We start from the raw sequence: 15696 nt of genomic DNA, 5'->3' as shown, positions 1-15696 counted from the left end.
CTCCACAAGCACCCACACGAATTGCTTGATTCAGTTGTTAAAGAGCGGTTGGTTAAGATCTTTCGCCTCAACCGAGGCGCGCATTCTACAGCAGCCTCATTTGCTGTCAAGTGATTATTTTCAGAAGTTTTCGAAGATTTCTTCAACAACTTCAACCACTTGCGCTTCCGATCACTCGTTAGCGGGAGGCGAATTCTACAGCGTTACACGCTGCTGTCAACACCTCTTTTTCAACTTCCTGCGGGCTTCGATGAACTGAAGCAACTGACTGCCGAAACCTACATAACTCATTGTTTACCAAGGAGTTTTCCGTATCGACTGCGCCGGAAGTGGGGCGAATTATAGGCCTCCAGAATCTGCCGTCAACCTCTTTTTCCACTTTTAAACAGGACCTCCCCATACTCTCGGGCAGCCCTCCCGTAATTGCTGGCTCAGAACGTGTATTTGAAGCTCGTCATAAAGTTACGTGGAGCCCCGTAGACGCTCCAGCTGTCTGCGTAGGCATAGTAGCTGCGGTCAAACACGTTGTTGACGTTCAGTGTGGCACTGAGGTTTTTACTGATGTCATACCGCGCCATCAGGTTGGTCAACGCATAGCTGCCCTGGTCGAACGTATGCAAGTCCATCCCGGTCTTGCTCTGCCAGTTAACCCCGCCGCCAACCGTTACCTTGTCGAACACACCCGGCAGGCGATAAGTGGTGAACGTTTTGAGGCTGTGGCGCGGGCTGGTGGTAACGATGCGCTGGTCTTCAGCGTTGGTGCTCACGCTGTAGGCGTAACCGGCAGACGCTTGCCAGCCTTCGCTCAGTTCACCGTTGAACTCAAGCTCTACCCCCTTGGTGGTCGTGCCCTGCTCTGCACGGTAGATATCAGGGTCGCGGACAAAAACCGGCAGGTTGTCCTGGTCAATCTTGAACAGCGCCAGGCTGGCGTTAAGTTTGTCGTCGTTGAAGCTGCCCTTGACCCCAACCTCATAACCCGTACCTTCCTGCGGGTCCAATGCCTTGTAGCTCGCGTCCTGAATGCCGTAGGCCTGCGGATTGAAAATCTTGGTGTAACTGGCATACAGCGACCAGGTGCTGCTCAAGTCATAAACGATACCGGCATAAGGCAGGAATACACCGTTGCGGGTTTCCTTGTTCTCGGTGGTCTGGCTTGGGTCGGCGAACGTCACCACTTCATTGCTGCGCTTCCAGTCTGTCACGCGGCTGCCGAGGATCACGGAAGTCTTGTCGGTGACGTGCAAGCGCGAGGTGAGATAAGCCGCGTACTGGTCTTCTTCAATATGGGTCTTGCCCACGGGCGTGGTGTTCGGAATATTCGCACCGCTCCCGTTCCAGTTGAAGATGTTAGGCACGGTGCCGTCGTAACCGGTCCAACTGCCAAACCAGCCGCCATGGCTCGGCGTGTTTTCGTTGTAGCGCGACATCGTCACGCCGGCGATCAACTCATGCTCGCGCCCAAACAGATTAAATGGCCCGGTGAGATAGGCATCGAGGTTGTTCTGACGCGGCGTGCCCGACCAACGATTGGGATACAGATAAGCACCCGCCCCCGTGTCCTGATCAATACTGCCGTTCATATAGTTGATCAGCTCATCGAACTGGTTCTGGGTATGACTGACTTCCACCTTGCCACTCCAGCCGTTATCGAACTGATGCTCGAGGGAGGTGAAGATATTGGTCTGCTTGCGGTCGTTATAAGCCCAGTCCGGCGCACTGTTGGCGGAACGGCTAAAGGTGGTGCGGTTGCCATTGCTGTAGAACATCGGGAAACCGGTGCGCAGCGGATCGTTGACCTGGTTGTTGATATAGCTGAAGCCCACCGTGAGCATGGTCGCTTCGCTCAGGCCGAACTCAGAAATCCCGTACACCAGCTGCGAGTCGGTGTTGACCCGATCCACCCACGAGTTCTGCTTCTTATAGTCCACCACCAGACGACCACGGATATTGCCGCTGTCATTCAATGGCCCCGACACATCAAAGCCCGTCCCATAGCGATCCCAACTGCCCGCCTCGCCGGTGATGCTGGCTTGTGCCTCGGCAGTCGGCCGCTTGCGGATCAAGTTGATCGTCGCCGACGGCGTACCTGAACCGCTGATCAAACCTGTGGCGCCGCGCACCACTTCAACACGGTCATACATCGCAGTGTTCTGAGTGGTGTTATCCAGCCGCGCCGAGGTCGGCACGCCGTCGATTTCAAAGTTGTTGATCTGGAAGCCACGGGACCAATAGGTATCGTTCTCCGCCCCCACGCCTACACGCAGCACGGTAATGCCCGGCGTAGCTTCCAGCACTTCGGTAAGGTTGGTGAGTTTCTGGTCGTCGAGGCGTTGACGAGTGATCACCGTGACCGACTGCGGTGTTTCCTTCTGAGTCAGGTTCAGCCGTGTCGAACTGCTGGACGAATACGTGGTGTACAGGCCGGTGCCCTCAGTGGTCGACCCCGGCGCCATGCCAGAGATCGACACTGCGCCCAGTTGCAACGCACCGCCCGCCCCAGGCTGCAATTGATAACGCCCCTCGCCGGTCTGCACCACTGTCAACTCGCTGCCCGCCAGCACTGTCTGCAGCGCCTGGTCTACGGTATAGCTGCCATGCAGCGCCGGGCCAGTCTTGCCAGCTGTGAGCGCGGCATTGCCCGCCAGGTAGATGCCCGCTTGGGTGGCGAGCTGGTTGAGCTTGTCGGCCAGCGCACCGGACGGCAGGTCGAAGCGCTGTACGCTCGTTTGCTCAGCCGCAGCCGCCAGCGGTGCAAGGCTCAGACTGGCAGGCACAGCCAAGGCAAATGCAATTGCCAGGGCCAAAGGTTGAGGAGAGTTACGCAGAAATGAGGACATAAAACAGTTCCGGTCGAAGGAGGCATCAAGCCGTTGTCCTTCTCTAATTCGAATGAAAATCCAAAACCGGAAGCACGGATTAAAAAAAATCAGCGCGGTACCACGTTGACCCACCAGGCAAAGCGCCGCTCAACCCGCACGGGTAGCACTTGCTCCAACATGGCCAGCACCTGATCGGTGTCCTGCAAGGGGTAAGTGCCCATCACGCGAAGATTGGCCACCTGCGGATCAATCCCCAAATGCCCCTGGCGATAACTTGCCAGCTCACCAATAAAGTCCCCCAGGCGCATATCGTTCGCCATCAGCACGCCATTAGCCCACGCCTCTCGCCCGGGTTGCGCACGCTGCGTCGCCGACACGCTTTGACGATCAAACGCTACGCCCTGCCCGGCCTGCACAATTCGGGCTTGATCAGTGTCGGCGCAGTTCGCCAGCACGCTGCCTTCATACACATTAAGCAGCGTGCGGCCATTTTGTTCGCGCACGCTGAACCGCGTGCCCAAAGGTCGCAGGCGACCTTGCGGGGTATCCACCACAAACGGTCGAGGGTCACCACCGGTATTGATCAGGACTTCGCCCTTGTAGAGTTTCAATTCACGCAGCCCGACGCTGAAATTCACGTCCAGTGCCGTGTCACTGTTAAGCCAGATTCGCGAACCGTCCGCCAACAGCTGCTCACCCAACACCGCAGTCCCCGTATGAAAGTCCGCGTTCCACGCCCCTGGCAACCAACGCTGCTGCCAACTGCCCCAGCCCAGCAAAGCGCCGCCCATGACAACCGACAACCCGCGCAACACCTGCCGCCGCGAACGCTGGGAATGCCGCAGGTTCTCCAGCGTTTTGTTGGCACCCGCCACATCCACCTGCAATGGCGCAAAACGCTGCCCCACACGAGCGACGTAGCTCCACGCCTGGCGATTGATCTCGCTGCTGGCATGCCATTCGCGCCACGCCTCATGCAATGGCAAGGCCGTGGGTTCGGCACTCAGGCGTGCGTACCAGTCAGCAGCTTGTTGCAAGGTGGCATGGTCAAGGCCACCGGATTGAGTGCTCATGACAGGGCGCCGTCCAACTCGGCTTCCAGCACCATGCACTGGAACATGGCTTGGCCGATGTATTTGGTGACGGTGCGCTCACTCACGCCGATGCGCTGTGCAATCTCGCGGTAACTCAAGCCGTCGATCTGGGCCAGGCAGAACGCCTCGGACACCTTTGCCGGCAACCGATCGAGCATCGCCTGCAAATGCACCAACGCTTCCAGCACCAACGCACGGTGCTCTTCCGAAGGTGCACACGCCTGCGGCCGAGTCGCCAACACCTCAAGCCACGCTTGCTCTACCTGTTTACGCCGGAAAAAATCCACACACACATTGCGCGACAACGTACTGAGATATGCACGCGCATGCCCGTCGCTGCCAAATTCACGGGGATGGGTTAAGAGCCGAACAAACACATCATGGGCCAACTCGGCGGCATCGCTGACGTTGCCGAGCTTTCGGGCGAGCCAGCGCTGAATCCAGCCATGGTGAGCGCTATAGAGGCAGCCAACGCTGAGGGGTGAGGCGACGGGCTCGGGAAGCGGAGGCATAAGGAGCCCTACGAATAAGAATTGTTCCCAATAATAATTAGAAACGCAAAGCACTACAACGGGCAAACATCGCCAACATCATCTCGGTCCCCAGACGCTGATTGACAACACCATCGCCCAGGAACACGTCCCTAATCGTCGAGTGACGTTGATTTTGGAGCGCTGATGCAAGGGGTTGTTTTTTGCGCTGTAGAACAGTGATCATCGCCCTCCCCCCGTAAGCAGAGGAACCGAGACCATGGAGTTGACGCTGGAAGCTGTGGCGCTTTTTGCACTTAAGTTGGTGCATGAGCAGGACGGCGGCAGCCCGATTTTGCGCGATGACCCGGTGATGGTGGGCTATGACAGGGAGGTGTTTGGCCTGCTGGTGCGCCAGGCAGACCTGGCCGCGATTCTGGTGAAAGTTGATGAATGTGTGGAGCAAGCGCTTGTCGCGGTGGGCGGCATCGATACCGTGCTGGGGCGTGAATTGCAGCGGTTGGCGGCAGGCGTGCAGAACGTCGATCAACTCGACGAACTGCCCGCGCCGTTAGCCACGCTCAAGGATTACTTGAAAGACATCCAGTAAGGCAACCTACCGCCGCCCTTCCACCGCCATCCGCACCGCCAACCCCATCAGCACAGAGCCCATCAGCCAGCGCTGCACCACCTGCCAACCGGGCCGGGTGACGAAGAACACCGCGATGGAGCCCGCCATGGTGGCAATCGCCGCGTTGACGCTCACGCTGATGAAAATCTGCGTAAAGCCCAGCACTAAGGACTGCGTCAGCACACTGCCGTGGCCGTTCGGGTCGATGAACTGAGGCAGCAATGACAAATACATCACCGCCACCTTGGGGTTCAGCAGGTTGGTCACAAGGCCCATCGTGAAGAGCTTGCGCGGGCTGTCCTCTGGCAAGTCTCGTACCTGGAACGGTGAACGGCCGCCGGGCTTGACTGCCTGCCAAGCCATGTAAATCAGGTACAGCGCGCCCCCGAAACGTAGCGCGTCATACGCAAACGGCACCGCCATCACCAAGGCCGTTATCCCCAAGACCGCGCACAGCATATAAACCAAAAAACCCAGCGCCACGCCGCCTAGCGAAATCAACCCGGCCGTGCGCCCCTGACAGATCGAGCGCGAAATGAGATAGATCATATTCGGGCCGGGCGTGAGCACCATGCCGAGGGAAATCAGCGCATAGGCAAGCCAGTTGGACAGCTCAGGCATGGTTCGGCTCCGTTTGTTGAAACATCTGGCCAAGGTTGTAAGGTTGGTCGCCATGGTAGGGCGTTCAAAATGCGCGCGTTAGATACAGATCCGTGAGCAAAACGGCATACACCCAAAAAGGCAGACACATGATCGACTTCAACAACAAAGGCTTCTTCAAACTCAAACAAAACAACGAATACGCCGAACGCGTAAGCGCCCTGCTGCTGGACGGCGAAGAAGTGGTGGATGCGTACAAGGCCATGCGCGACGGCGTGGTGTTCACCACCAAACGAATTATCGCGGTGAACGTGCAGGGGATTACCGGCAGCAAGAAGGACTTCACGTCGCTGCCGTACAAAAATATCGTGGCGTATTCGGTTGAGACGTCCGGGACCTTTGATCTGGATTCGGAGTTGGAGGTTTACTTTTCGTCGTTGGGGAAAGTGAGGTTTGAATTCACGGGGAAGACGTCGATTGTTGAAATTTCGCGGTTGATTTCCAAGCATCTGTTGGGTTGACCGATAGGCAAAAAAAGACCAGCAAGTTCTGACTGAAAGGCAACAGCCACTCGTGCCAGTCGTCGATGAAACCAGCTGATTTTTCCCACGGAAACCATCGAAAAAGTCCGATTCCGGCCACTGCCCCCACGCACATAGGCTCACTCCCCCCACACAAGGAAGTGAGCCCGCCATGTCAGAACGCGCCTACCCCCTCACCGAAGAAGAACAACTCAAACAGCGAATCCTGACGCCGCAACCGGTGCGGCATTTCGGTGAGTTCGATCATTTGACGGGCAAACAACGTAAGCCAGCTGAGCCTGGAAAAACCGTAGAACCATGAACCATTCAATTATGGGCGTTGTACCTGACGAAGACTTTGCATCCTTTGAAGAGGCGTTACCGCTGTCCACTCAAGAGCTGATGGAAATCATGGGTTGGGAGAAACTCCAGGATTGCGTATTTGACTATCTATTAACGGAAGAACAAGTAAGCGAAATAGAAGACGCGACGGGTCAAAAAATGCCCCCTCACCTTAATTTATTTCTCACCTCACACGAATAAATTGGCTAAAGAGCATTAATAACCCATGCGCAGACTCTCACTAACCAACAAAAAACTCCGCAACATCCCCAGGCGCCTCAAAGCCCTCACCCGCTGGGCCGACAGCTTCGAAGGCAGCTTCTACTCAGAACTGCCGCTGGAGCGAGGGTTCGAAAACGAAAAAATCCCCGTGATCGAATCTCTCGTCGAAGGCAAACAAACCACACCGGAAATTCTGGCTCACTGTGCTCAGCAATTAATCAGGGCAGCTGGCTACTTACTTGAGGCCAGGCCCGTCGACGCTCCCGAATGCTGGGTCGTCGCCAATATCATGATTCCCGATATGTTCTCCAGCGAGGTCTGTGTCTATACGGATAAACGCCGCTTTCTGGGCAGTACCCAACCCTTTGACTACGAGCAATTCCGTCAAACCCGCATTACGGGCCGAAGCCTCGCCAGTGAGTGGGGCCTGACGGTTCCCTCAGGGCTTCATGAGGTCGGCTTTCACTTTGTGCAGGAGGACGAAGACGGGGATACCTTTGAATCGGAGCATTGGTACTACGGCGAAGTCAGTGCGACCGATGAAGATACCGGTGGTGAGCGTTGGAAGTACCAGACCTTCCAAACATTCCGGGCGCAAAACCCGGATTCGTTTGCCGCTACGCTTGAGAACGTGCCGTGACTGACGGAATTTCTCGATAGCGGTGTGCCAGGCATATGCATGGGGGCTGAACCACCGCTATCGGGTTCACGCCCCCTCCCACATTAGGTCGGTCTACATCACGCGCTACGCAGTTCGCCACGATGGTTAATCAGCTCGCCTTCACCCCGTCCACCGGCACCCGCTGCGCCGGGTCCGTCACATCAAACACATGCTGCTCACACCGCTCACCTTTGAACTGAAACTCCACCAAATACACCTTGGCCTTCTCCGGGCTAAACGTGCTCATCACTGGCCCGCAGTTGTAGTAAACCCCGTTGCCCTGGCTGCCTGCCGTGCTGGAAACGGTGAGTTTCTTGCCAGGATCAGCCAGGGTTTCCAGTTGCGGGAAACGTTTGAACCCCGCACTCGCGACCGTTTGGTTGAGCTTGGCGATCCAGTTGAAAACTTTGCCTTCGCCGGTGTCCATCACGGTGCCGAGGGTTTCCATGCGCTGGTCGGGGTCGCCTTCGCGGCGGATGGAGAATTCGACGGGGTTGGTGCCGCCGTTGGCTTTCATGATGACTTTGGCGTGGTCGGCGTCGACGGCTACGGTTTTTTGGCGCAGCTGGATGCCGTCTTTGAGCAGGGTTGGCGATGAGTTGCGTTGGTTGGATTGGCAGGCGCAGAGGGCCAGCGTGATGAGGGAAAGCAGAGCAATTCGCTTCACAGGGGGATGTCCTTATCGGTGTGAATGGGGTGATGACTGGACCTGGAAATAAACAGAATGTTCCGCATTGGCGCGGTTGAGATACAGGTGCTGCGGTTTTCCAGGTGCACCGAGGTGATCCCTTCGCAGCCTCGCTAAGGCTCGACAGCTCCCACAGGGGATTGGCGGGGTGGCTATTTTCCGAGCCTGGCGCAGTTCAAAGTGTGGGAGCTGGCTTGCCTGCGAAAGCGGTGGATCAGCCAGCGCTTGTATCGACTGACACGCCGCCTTCGCGAGCAAGCCCGCTCCCACAGGGCATGGGCGGCGGGTCAGAAATCCAACCGTGCGCACAAACCGCCTTGTGCCGAGTTGTGCAGTGCCAGGCGGCAACCAATTTTACCGACGATCATCTCCACAATCGCCAACCCCAACCCGGCGCCGTTGGCGTTACCCCGGCTGTAGAACCGTTCAAACAGTCGCCCCAGTTCCGCTTCATCAATCCCCGGCCCCTGGTCTTCCACGCGTAGGCTGGTGGCACCAATCACCACTTTCACTTCGCTGCCAGCAGGCGAGAAGTTGAGCGCGTTGGTTACCAGGTTTTGCAACGCAATCGCCAGTGCGACGGGCTCGGTTTCCACCCAAACCTCCTCCTCCCCTTCCAGCACCAGTTCCACGCCTTTTTCCATGGCCAGTGGCGCCAGCTCAGCCAGTTCTTCGCGCACCAACTCTGTCAGTTGCACACGACTGCGCACCGGGTTGTTCAGTTGCGGTTCGATACGGGCCATGGTCAGCAGTTGACTGCCGATACGGGTGGCGCGATCGACGCCATTTACCAAAAAGTCCAGGGCTTCGCGGCGTTGCTCCGGGGTTTCGGCGCTTTGGGCGTTTTGCGCGTGGATACGCAGGATCGCCAACGGCGTGCGCAGTTCGTGGGCGGCGTCGGCGATGAAGCGGCGTTCGCGCTCAAGCAAATTATCGACCTGCACCAGCAGCCGGTTCAGCGCGGTTTGCATGGGTTCCAGGTCGCTGGGCAGGGGTGCCAAATGCAGGGGCTCCAAGGTGTCGCTGTTACGTCCGCGAATCGACGAGGCCATCGCACGCAACGGTTTCAGACCCCAGCCGATGAACAACCAGATCAATACCGTGAGCAATGGCACGCCAATCAGCGTGGGCCAGAGGGTGTGGCCCATGATGCGCTGGATCACGTCCTGGCGGATGTCATCGCGCTCGCCCACCCAAATCAGCAATCCCTGTTGCGGGTCGGCCAGAAGAAAGGCGCACCAGTCATTGCCGTTGTCCATCAGGTCATGGGAGCCGAGGGTCGCAGGCGGTGCCGCCAGCACCGGCGCTTCGGCGGAGCGCACGAGCAGTTGGCCGTCAGTGCGCCACACCTGAAAGGTCAGGCGGGTTTCATAAGGGTGGGCGACGCCCTCCTCGCCCACGCGGCTCATGGCCTGGTCGAAGGCTTGATAGAGGCGGTCCCAGTCGGCCTCGCCAGGGTCGCGTTGGCGCAATACGCCCTGCAGCAGGCGCGCACTTTGGGCGAGTTGGGCATCGTAGACCTCTTCGATTTCGTGGTGGCTGTCGCGCAGCACCAACCAACTGATCAGGGCATTGCCCAGCAGAATCAGCACCAACACCGGGATGAGGATGCGTGCGCGGACCGAGTTCATGGGGTAAGTACCAGCACGTAGCCGACACCGCGCACGGTGCGGATCAGCTCTGTGGATAACTTTTTGCGTAGGTTATGGATCAGCACTTCCAGGGTGTTGCTTTCGACTCGGTCCTGCCAGCCGTACAACGCGCGGGACAGGCGCTCGCGGGTGACGACTTTGCCGGGGCGCACCATCAGTTGGTGCAGCAGTTGGTACTCCATCGGCGTCACGATGATCTCCGCGTCCAGGTAGCGCACTTGCTGGGTTGCCGGGTCAAGGCTGATGCCGGCGTGTTCCAGCAGCGGTTGCGCACGCCCCTGGCTACGGCGCAACAAGGCACGGACGCGGGCCTTGAGTTCTTCGACATCGAAGGGTTTGACCAGGTAGTCGTCGGCACCGGCGTCCAGGCCGGCGATGCGTTCGGCGGTGCCGTCGCGGGCGGTGAGAATCAGCACCGGCAGGTCGTGTTGCTCGGCGCGCAGTTGCTGCAATAGGTCGAGGCCATCGAGCCGTGGCAGGCCGAGGTCGAGCAGGAGTAAATCAAACGATTCGGTACGCAGCGCATGCAGGGCCGCGACGCCATCCTGCAACCAATCAAGGGTGTAGCCCTCGGCTCCCAAAGCCACGCGAATCCCCTGGCCGAGGGCACGATCATCTTCGACAAGGAGTAGGCGCATTGTTGGTGCTCTGTAGGAAACGGCGAAATCATGCCGGGTTTTGCGCGGACGCCCTCGGCAAACATGTTACGGGTCGTTGCCAACTAAGGTTGCACTAAGGTTGGTTTAGCACTGTGAAATCTCCCAACTCTGCTGAGAGCTTTTCCATGCGCAAAATTCTCCTGTTGTCCCTCGTCCTCGCCAGCCCCCTGGCCCTCGCCGGGCCGCAGTGCACCACCGCCGAGCGCTCGCAATGGCAAGACGAAAAAGCCTTCCAGGACAAGCTCAAGGCCGAAGGCTACACCATCAGCAAGTTCAAGGTCACCGACGGTAACTGCTACGAGATCTACGGCTTCGACAAAGACAAGCGCAAGGTCGAGATCTACCACGACCCGGTCACCGGCAAAGCCGTGAAGACTGAGATCAAGGGCTGATGCCAGGCGACTCCCTGCGCTTGTGGGACCCATTGGTACGGTTGTTTCATCTGTCGATCGCCGGGGTCTTCGTCGCCAATTACTTCTTTAACGAAGCGGGCGACGACTGGCATGTCTGGCTGGGCTACTACGCCATTGCCTGGCTGCTGGTGCGTTTGGTATGGGGGTTTGTCGGACCGCGCAGCGCACGCTGGGCAGACTTTTGGCCTACACCCAAGCGCCTGAATGCCCACATGCGCTCACTACTCAACGGTCAGCCACAGCATCGCCTGGGGCATTCGCCGATTGGCGCGCTGGTGATGCTGTTGATGTTGCTGGCCTTGCTCACGGTTGGCGTCAGCGGCTTTCTGATGGAAGAAGTCGATGCCCTGTGGGGCGCTGACTGGCCGCTGCAAGTCCACGAGACGGCCGCCAATGTGCTGCTGGGCCTGGTGTGTATCCATGTGCTGGCGGCGGTGTTTGAAAGTATCCAGGTGCGGGACAACCTACCGTTATCCATGCTCACCGGTCGCAGGAAGCGCCTGCCGGACGAGCGTGCGCAGTAATCCTTTTATCCACAGGTCCTCTATGCGCTCCGCCTTATTGATTTTCAGTGTGCTGGCGGTGTTTTTCGCCGCCTGGCAAAGCCACCCGCCCCATGTGCTGGCGCCGTTCGCCCAGGTGAATCCGAACACCGAAAAAGTCGCGGCGGCCCCGCAGTACACCAGCCGGTTTGTGTCGACGCAGCTCACCGACTTTGTGCACTCGTCCTCTGTCACCGCCCTGCCCGGTGGCGACTTGATGGCGGTGTGGTTCGCCGGCTCCCGCGAAGGCGCCGCCGATGTGCAGGTGCGCACCGCGCGCTTTGACGCCCACAGCGGCGAATGGGGCGCCGAGCAGGTGTTGGCCACGCGCGAAAGCACCCGCGACGGCACCCAGCGTTATATCCGCAAACTCGGCAACCCGGTGATCGCGTTGGCGCCGGATAAACGCCTGTGGATGTTTTACGTGTCGGTGTCGGTGGGTGGCTGGGCCGCCAGTGCGATCAACGTGATGGTCTCCGATGACCTGGGCACCAACTGGTCGGCGCCAAGGCAATTGGTGACCTCGCCCTTCTTCAATATCAGCACCCTGGTGCGCGCCGCGCCGGTGTTCCATGCCGACGGTTCCATCGGTTTGCCGGTGTATCACGAGTTCATGGGCAAGTTTGCCGAGTACCTGTACTTGAGCGCCGATGGCGCGGTGATCGATAAATTCCGCATCAGCCGTGGCAAGCATTCCCTGCAACCGACCATCGTGCCACTGGACGGCCAGCGCGCCGTGGCGATGTTGCGTTACGCAGGCGACACCCATCACCGCGTGCTGGCCAGCCGCACCACGGATGCCGGGCAGACCTGGAGCGAGCCTTACCCGCTGGAGCCGGCCAACCCCAACTCATCGCTGGCCGCAGTGGCCACGCAAGACGACGGTTTGCTGGTGGCACTCAACGACCTGCAAGACGGCCGCTTCAAGCTCAGCCTTTATGGCACCGACGCCCAGCTCAGCCAGTGGCGCACCGTGGTGGAACTGGACCAATCGCCGGACCCACTGGGCCAACCGTTCTCCCCCGAGGCTTACAAGGCGATTATCGGCGAAGGTTTCCGCGCATCCAGCGGCGCCAGGCGCCTGCCTTTGGAAGAACGCTTCCTGAGCAGCCTGGATTACCGCGTGTGCAAACCCGTTGGTTGCGACTTTGAATACGAGTACCCGTATTTCAGTCGCAGCCCGGACGGCACCTACCACCTGGTTTATTCGTGGAATAACACCTTTATCAAACATGTCAGCTTCAACGAAGCCTGGCTGGCGGAGCGTCTGTGATGGTTTCCCTCTGGCAGGCCCATTTGAGTTTTGTGTTGCTGGGTTTTGTGGCCCTGTGTGCGCTGCGTTTTACCGCACCTTGGCGGCCGTGGTTGCTGCCGATACTGGTGGCGGTGAGTTTCATCCCGGTCAATGAGCTGCCGTTGGCGGCGTATGTGCGCAGTTTTACCGATGACCTGGCGATCAGCACGTTGGTGCTGTTGGGGTGGGTGGCACTGAGTCGATTGGGGGTGGTGCAGCCGCTGGGGAGCCCTCACCGCGTGCAGATGTTGGGGCTGTTTGGCGTGCTGTGCCTGGTGCTGTACCCGGCGACGTTGGGCCTGACGTATTTCGATCCATACCGCTGGGGGTTCAACCCTCGGCCAATGATTGTGCTGGTGGCCTTGGCGGCGCTGCTGATGTTGGCACTGCGTAATACGCTGGCGGTGTGGATGCTGGTGGCGGGCACGTTGGCGTTTGCGTTGCGGCTCAAGGCGTCAGAGAACTATTGGGATTATCTGGTCGATCCGCTGTTGGCGATCTACTGCGTCATCGCTGGATTAATGCAATTCAAACTGTGGGAGCGGACTTGCCCGCGATAGCGTTGGTTCAGTTAAAACAACGGTGACTGATACGCCGCTATCGCGGGCAAGCCCGCTCCCACATGGGTTCTGCGTCGTTTTAAAGAATGAGGAAAAAAATGACTGCGTTGCAATCACGCCGCCTGCGCTACGGCGTGGGCGCAATCGGCTTGGTGTTTATGTTGCTGGCTGCACTGCGGCTGGTGTTCGTCGTCAGCTTTTCGGGCCTGCCGTTAAACACCCCGCACCTACTGGAAACCCTCGGCATCGGCTTGCGTTTCGACCTGCGCCTGGCGGTGTTGCTCTTGCTACCCCTGGCCGTGCTGGCCTGGCTGCCGCGCTGGAACCTCGTCACCTTGCCAGCCTTGCGTTGGCTGGCGCGCGGGTATCTGGTCGTGGCGTTGGCCGTGGTCGGCCTGGTGTACATCATCGACTTCGGCCACTACGCCTACCTTGGCGTGCGCATCAACGCGACGGTGCTGCGTTACCTGCAAGACGCGCAGATTTCTCAACAGATGGTGTGGGAAACCTACCCTGTGTTGTGGATAACCGCCTGCTGGCTGGCCGCCGTGGCGCTGTGGGTGTGGGCGCTGGTGTGCCTGGAACGGTTGACCCTGGATCAGCCCAAACCCGTCATCGGTAAATGGACGCTTGCGTCAGTCTCGCTGGTCGGCGTTGTCGCCGTGCTGCTGGCCCTGCTCGGCCGCGTCGCCAACCTCAACCTGGAAAACCCGGTGCCCCTGCGCTGGAGCGATGCGTTCTTTTCCGGCAACAGCCAGGTAGCCGCCGTGGGCCTTAACCCGGTGCTGTTTTTGTACGACACGCTCAAGGTCGGCCAATCGCAATTTGATGAGCACAAGGTGCGCGAGCATTACCCGCAAATCGCCCACTACCTCGGGGTAGACAACCCCGATGCGCAGCAACTGAATTTCACCCGCAAGCAAGACGTGCAGCCCTATCGACTGGCGGGAGAGCGCCCGCCCAATGTGATTTTCGTGATGCTTGAATCCCTCGGCACCAGTGCCGTCGGCGCCTACGGCAACCCGCTGAACCCCACACCGAACCTGGACAAACTGGCCACCCAAAGCTGGTTCTTCAAGCACTTCTATGTGCCTGTCACCGGCACTGCCAAGACCGTGTGGGCAAGTATCAGCGGCGTGCCGGATGTCACTCGCCAGGAGACCGCTACGCGCAACCCGTTGATCACGCGGCAACACACGCTGATCAACACGTTCCAGGGCTATCAGAAGTTCTACATGATCGGCGGCAACGCCGGCTGGGCGAATATCAATGCGCTGATCCGCCAGAGCATCGACGGTGTGCAGTTGTATGAAGAAAGCCACTGGCGTTCGCCACGGGTAGACGTGTGGGGTATTTCCGACCTGGATCTGTTCAAGGAGGGTGACGCGTTGTTACGCGCCGTCCCCAAAGACCAACCGTTCTTCGCCTACCTGCAGACCTCCGGCAATCATCGCCCCTTCACCATCCCCAAGCAGAACGATGGTTTCCAGGTAGCAGACGTGACCCTGGAGCAAGTCCAGGCCGCCGGTTCGCGCAGCGTCGAGCAATACAACGCGGTGCGCCTGCTGGACTACAACATCGGCCGCCTGATGGAAATCGCCAAGGCCGGCGGCTGGTACGACAACAGCATTTTTGTGTTCTTCGGCGACCACAACACGCGCATCAGCCAAATCCCGCACATGGCGCCCGCCTTCGAACAGCTGGGCTTGGAAAGTAACAACGTGCCGCTGCTGATCCACGCCCCCGGCCTCAAGCCTCGGGTCATCGACGAAGCCGTGGGCCTGGTCGACTTGCTACCCACCGTGGCGGGCATGGCAGGCATGCCGTTTCGCAACGCTGCAATGGGCCGCGATATCCAGCAGCCAGCACCGGAGGGCGAACGTGTGGTGCCGCTGGTATTACGCGAAGGTACCTTCCCGATCATCGGCGGCGTGACCCAGCACTTCCTGCTGCAGATGCAGCACGACGGAAGTTCGCCAACCCTGCATGACCTGGCGTCGCAAACCCCGCGAGAAGACGTGGCAGAGCAACACCCCGAAGAATTTCAGCGTCTGCAGGGGCTGACCCGAGGGCTGCACGAGAGCGCGCGGCTGATGTTGTTCCAGAACGTGCGCGAGTGATTATTCCGGCTGGAAGGTTTCGAGGTAGGCCAGGATGTCGGCGATCTTGTCCTGGTCGCTGATGCCCCAGAAGATCATGCGCGTACCGCTCACGACTTTTTTCGGCGCTTCGATATAGGCGGCGAGTTTGTCGCGGGTCCAGACCACGCCGGAGTTTTTCATCGCGTCGGAATACTGATAGTCGGTGGTGGTACCGGCAGGTCGGCCGATGATGCCGTTGAGTTCGGGTCCGAAGCCGCCACGTGCGCCTTCGCCGATGCTGTGGCAACCGCCGCAGGTCTTGGTGAAGAGCTTGCCACCCGCCTCGGCATCGCCGGCCGCGAAGGCAGGGCTGGTGGTGAGGATCAGGGCGAGGGTCAACAAGGCAGACTTCATGGGAGGCTCCACAGCAGGTGTAGCGGGCGA

Annotated in this window: 18 protein-coding genes; 10 read left to right on the top strand and 8 right to left on the bottom strand. The window is 59.1% G+C overall.

Features of this window, described 5'->3' with window-relative positions:
* Nucleotides 1–431: 431 nt before the first annotated feature.
* From CFE47_RS29660 to CFE47_RS29650, 3 genes are all read right to left on the bottom strand, one after another.
* Nucleotides 432–2840 (bottom strand): TonB-dependent siderophore receptor, encoded by a 2409-nt coding sequence (locus tag CFE47_RS29660; protein ID WP_286842555.1) that lies wholly within the window; start codon nucleotides 2838–2840, stop codon nucleotides 432–434.
* Nucleotides 2841–2929: 89 nt separating this feature from the next.
* Entirely contained in the window at nucleotides 2930–3895 is a 966-nt protein-coding gene (locus CFE47_RS29655) for a FecR domain-containing protein (protein WP_286842554.1), read from the bottom strand.
* A complete protein-coding gene (locus CFE47_RS29650; RefSeq protein WP_286842552.1) occupies nucleotides 3892–4428 on the bottom strand; it encodes a sigma-70 family RNA polymerase sigma factor in 537 nt (178 codons plus the stop codon). The genes CFE47_RS29655 and CFE47_RS29650 overlap by 4 nt, the downstream gene beginning before the upstream one ends.
* A 238-nt stretch (nucleotides 4429–4666) precedes the next feature.
* On the opposite strand from CFE47_RS29650, the gene CFE47_RS29645 reads away from it, so the two are divergent.
* Entirely contained in the window at nucleotides 4667–4996 is a 330-nt protein-coding gene (locus CFE47_RS29645) for a hypothetical protein (protein ID WP_286842550.1), read from the top strand.
* A 6-nt stretch (nucleotides 4997–5002) separates the two neighbouring features.
* Here the strand turns inward: CFE47_RS29645 and CFE47_RS29640 are convergent, their stop codons facing one another.
* Entirely contained in the window at nucleotides 5003–5638 is a 636-nt protein-coding gene (locus CFE47_RS29640; RefSeq protein ID WP_286842549.1) for a LysE family translocator, read from the bottom strand.
* Nucleotides 5639–5766: 128 nt separating this feature from the next.
* Here CFE47_RS29640 and CFE47_RS29635 point away from each other — a divergent pair, with 128 nt between their 5' ends.
* The 4 genes from CFE47_RS29635 (at nucleotide 5767) to CFE47_RS29620 (ending at nucleotide 7342) form a co-directional block, all read left to right on the top strand.
* The gene (locus tag CFE47_RS29635; RefSeq protein WP_057013158.1) at nucleotides 5767–6138 is read left to right on the top strand and encodes a PH domain-containing protein; all 372 of its coding nucleotides are present in this window, start codon (nucleotides 5767–5769) and stop codon (nucleotides 6136–6138) included.
* A gap of 172 nt (nucleotides 6139–6310) precedes the next feature.
* On the top strand, nucleotides 6311–6460 hold the full coding sequence (locus CFE47_RS29630) for a hypothetical protein (protein WP_185710410.1): 150 nt from the start codon (nucleotides 6311–6313) through the stop codon (nucleotides 6458–6460).
* Nucleotides 6457–6681: a pyocin S6 family toxin immunity protein gene (locus tag CFE47_RS29625; protein WP_286842546.1), complete on the top strand. Its 225-nt coding sequence runs from the start codon at nucleotides 6457–6459 to the stop codon at nucleotides 6679–6681. The genes CFE47_RS29630 and CFE47_RS29625 overlap by 4 nt, the downstream gene beginning before the upstream one ends.
* 25 nt (nucleotides 6682–6706) lie before the next feature.
* Nucleotides 6707–7342, top strand: coding sequence for a DUF3916 domain-containing protein (locus tag CFE47_RS29620; protein WP_286842545.1), 636 nt, complete (start codon nucleotides 6707–6709; stop codon nucleotides 7340–7342).
* Between the two features lie 130 nt (nucleotides 7343–7472).
* On the opposite strand, the gene CFE47_RS29615 is transcribed toward CFE47_RS29620, so the two are convergent.
* The 3 genes from CFE47_RS29615 to CFE47_RS29605 form a co-directional block, all read right to left on the bottom strand.
* Entirely contained in the window at nucleotides 7473–8030 is a 558-nt protein-coding gene (locus CFE47_RS29615) for a hypothetical protein (protein WP_286842544.1), read from the bottom strand.
* 308 nt (nucleotides 8031–8338) lie between these two features.
* Nucleotides 8339–9682, bottom strand: a complete 1344-nt coding sequence (locus tag CFE47_RS29610; RefSeq protein ID WP_286842542.1) for a sensor histidine kinase — start codon at nucleotides 9680–9682, stop codon at nucleotides 8339–8341.
* The gene (locus tag CFE47_RS29605) at nucleotides 9679–10341 is read right to left on the bottom strand and encodes a response regulator (protein WP_286842540.1); all 663 of its coding nucleotides are present in this window, start codon (nucleotides 10339–10341) and stop codon (nucleotides 9679–9681) included. The genes CFE47_RS29610 and CFE47_RS29605 overlap by 4 nt, the downstream gene beginning before the upstream one ends.
* Nucleotides 10342–10487: 146 nt before the next feature.
* On the opposite strand from CFE47_RS29605, the gene CFE47_RS29600 reads away from it, so the two are divergent.
* From CFE47_RS29600 to CFE47_RS29580, 5 genes are all read left to right on the top strand, one after another.
* Nucleotides 10488–10754 (top strand): PepSY domain-containing protein, encoded by a 267-nt coding sequence (locus tag CFE47_RS29600; protein ID WP_017736857.1) that lies wholly within the window; start codon nucleotides 10488–10490, stop codon nucleotides 10752–10754.
* The gene (locus tag CFE47_RS29595; protein ID WP_286842536.1) at nucleotides 10754–11299 is read left to right on the top strand and encodes a cytochrome b/b6 domain-containing protein; all 546 of its coding nucleotides are present in this window, start codon (nucleotides 10754–10756) and stop codon (nucleotides 11297–11299) included. Before CFE47_RS29600 ends, CFE47_RS29595 begins: the two co-directional genes overlap by 1 nt.
* A gap of 22 nt (nucleotides 11300–11321) precedes the next feature.
* Nucleotides 11322–12590 carry a sialidase family protein gene (locus CFE47_RS29590; protein WP_286842534.1) on the top strand — a complete coding sequence of 423 codons (1269 nt, stop codon included), beginning with the start codon at nucleotides 11322–11324 and terminating at the stop codon, nucleotides 12588–12590.
* On the top strand, nucleotides 12590–13171 hold the full coding sequence (locus tag CFE47_RS29585; protein ID WP_286842532.1) for a hypothetical protein: 582 nt from the start codon (nucleotides 12590–12592) through the stop codon (nucleotides 13169–13171). The genes CFE47_RS29590 and CFE47_RS29585 overlap by 1 nt, the downstream gene beginning before the upstream one ends.
* A 98-nt stretch (nucleotides 13172–13269) precedes the next feature.
* Nucleotides 13270–15291, top strand: coding sequence for an LTA synthase family protein (locus CFE47_RS29580; protein WP_286842529.1), 2022 nt, complete (start codon nucleotides 13270–13272; stop codon nucleotides 15289–15291).
* Here CFE47_RS29580 and CFE47_RS29575 read toward each other — a convergent pair whose 3' ends face one another.
* A complete protein-coding gene (locus CFE47_RS29575; protein WP_185710333.1) occupies nucleotides 15292–15666 on the bottom strand; it encodes a c-type cytochrome in 375 nt (124 codons plus the stop codon).
* Nucleotides 15667–15696 lie beyond the last annotated feature (30 nt).

The organism is Pseudomonas sp. PGPPP1 (genome assembly GCF_002255865.1).
GTDB classification, from domain to species: domain Bacteria; phylum Pseudomonadota; class Gammaproteobacteria; order Pseudomonadales; family Pseudomonadaceae; genus Aquipseudomonas; species Aquipseudomonas cremoris.
Note: the sequence above shows the minus strand (reverse complement) of the source record. Positions and strands in the feature narration are given on the sequence as shown.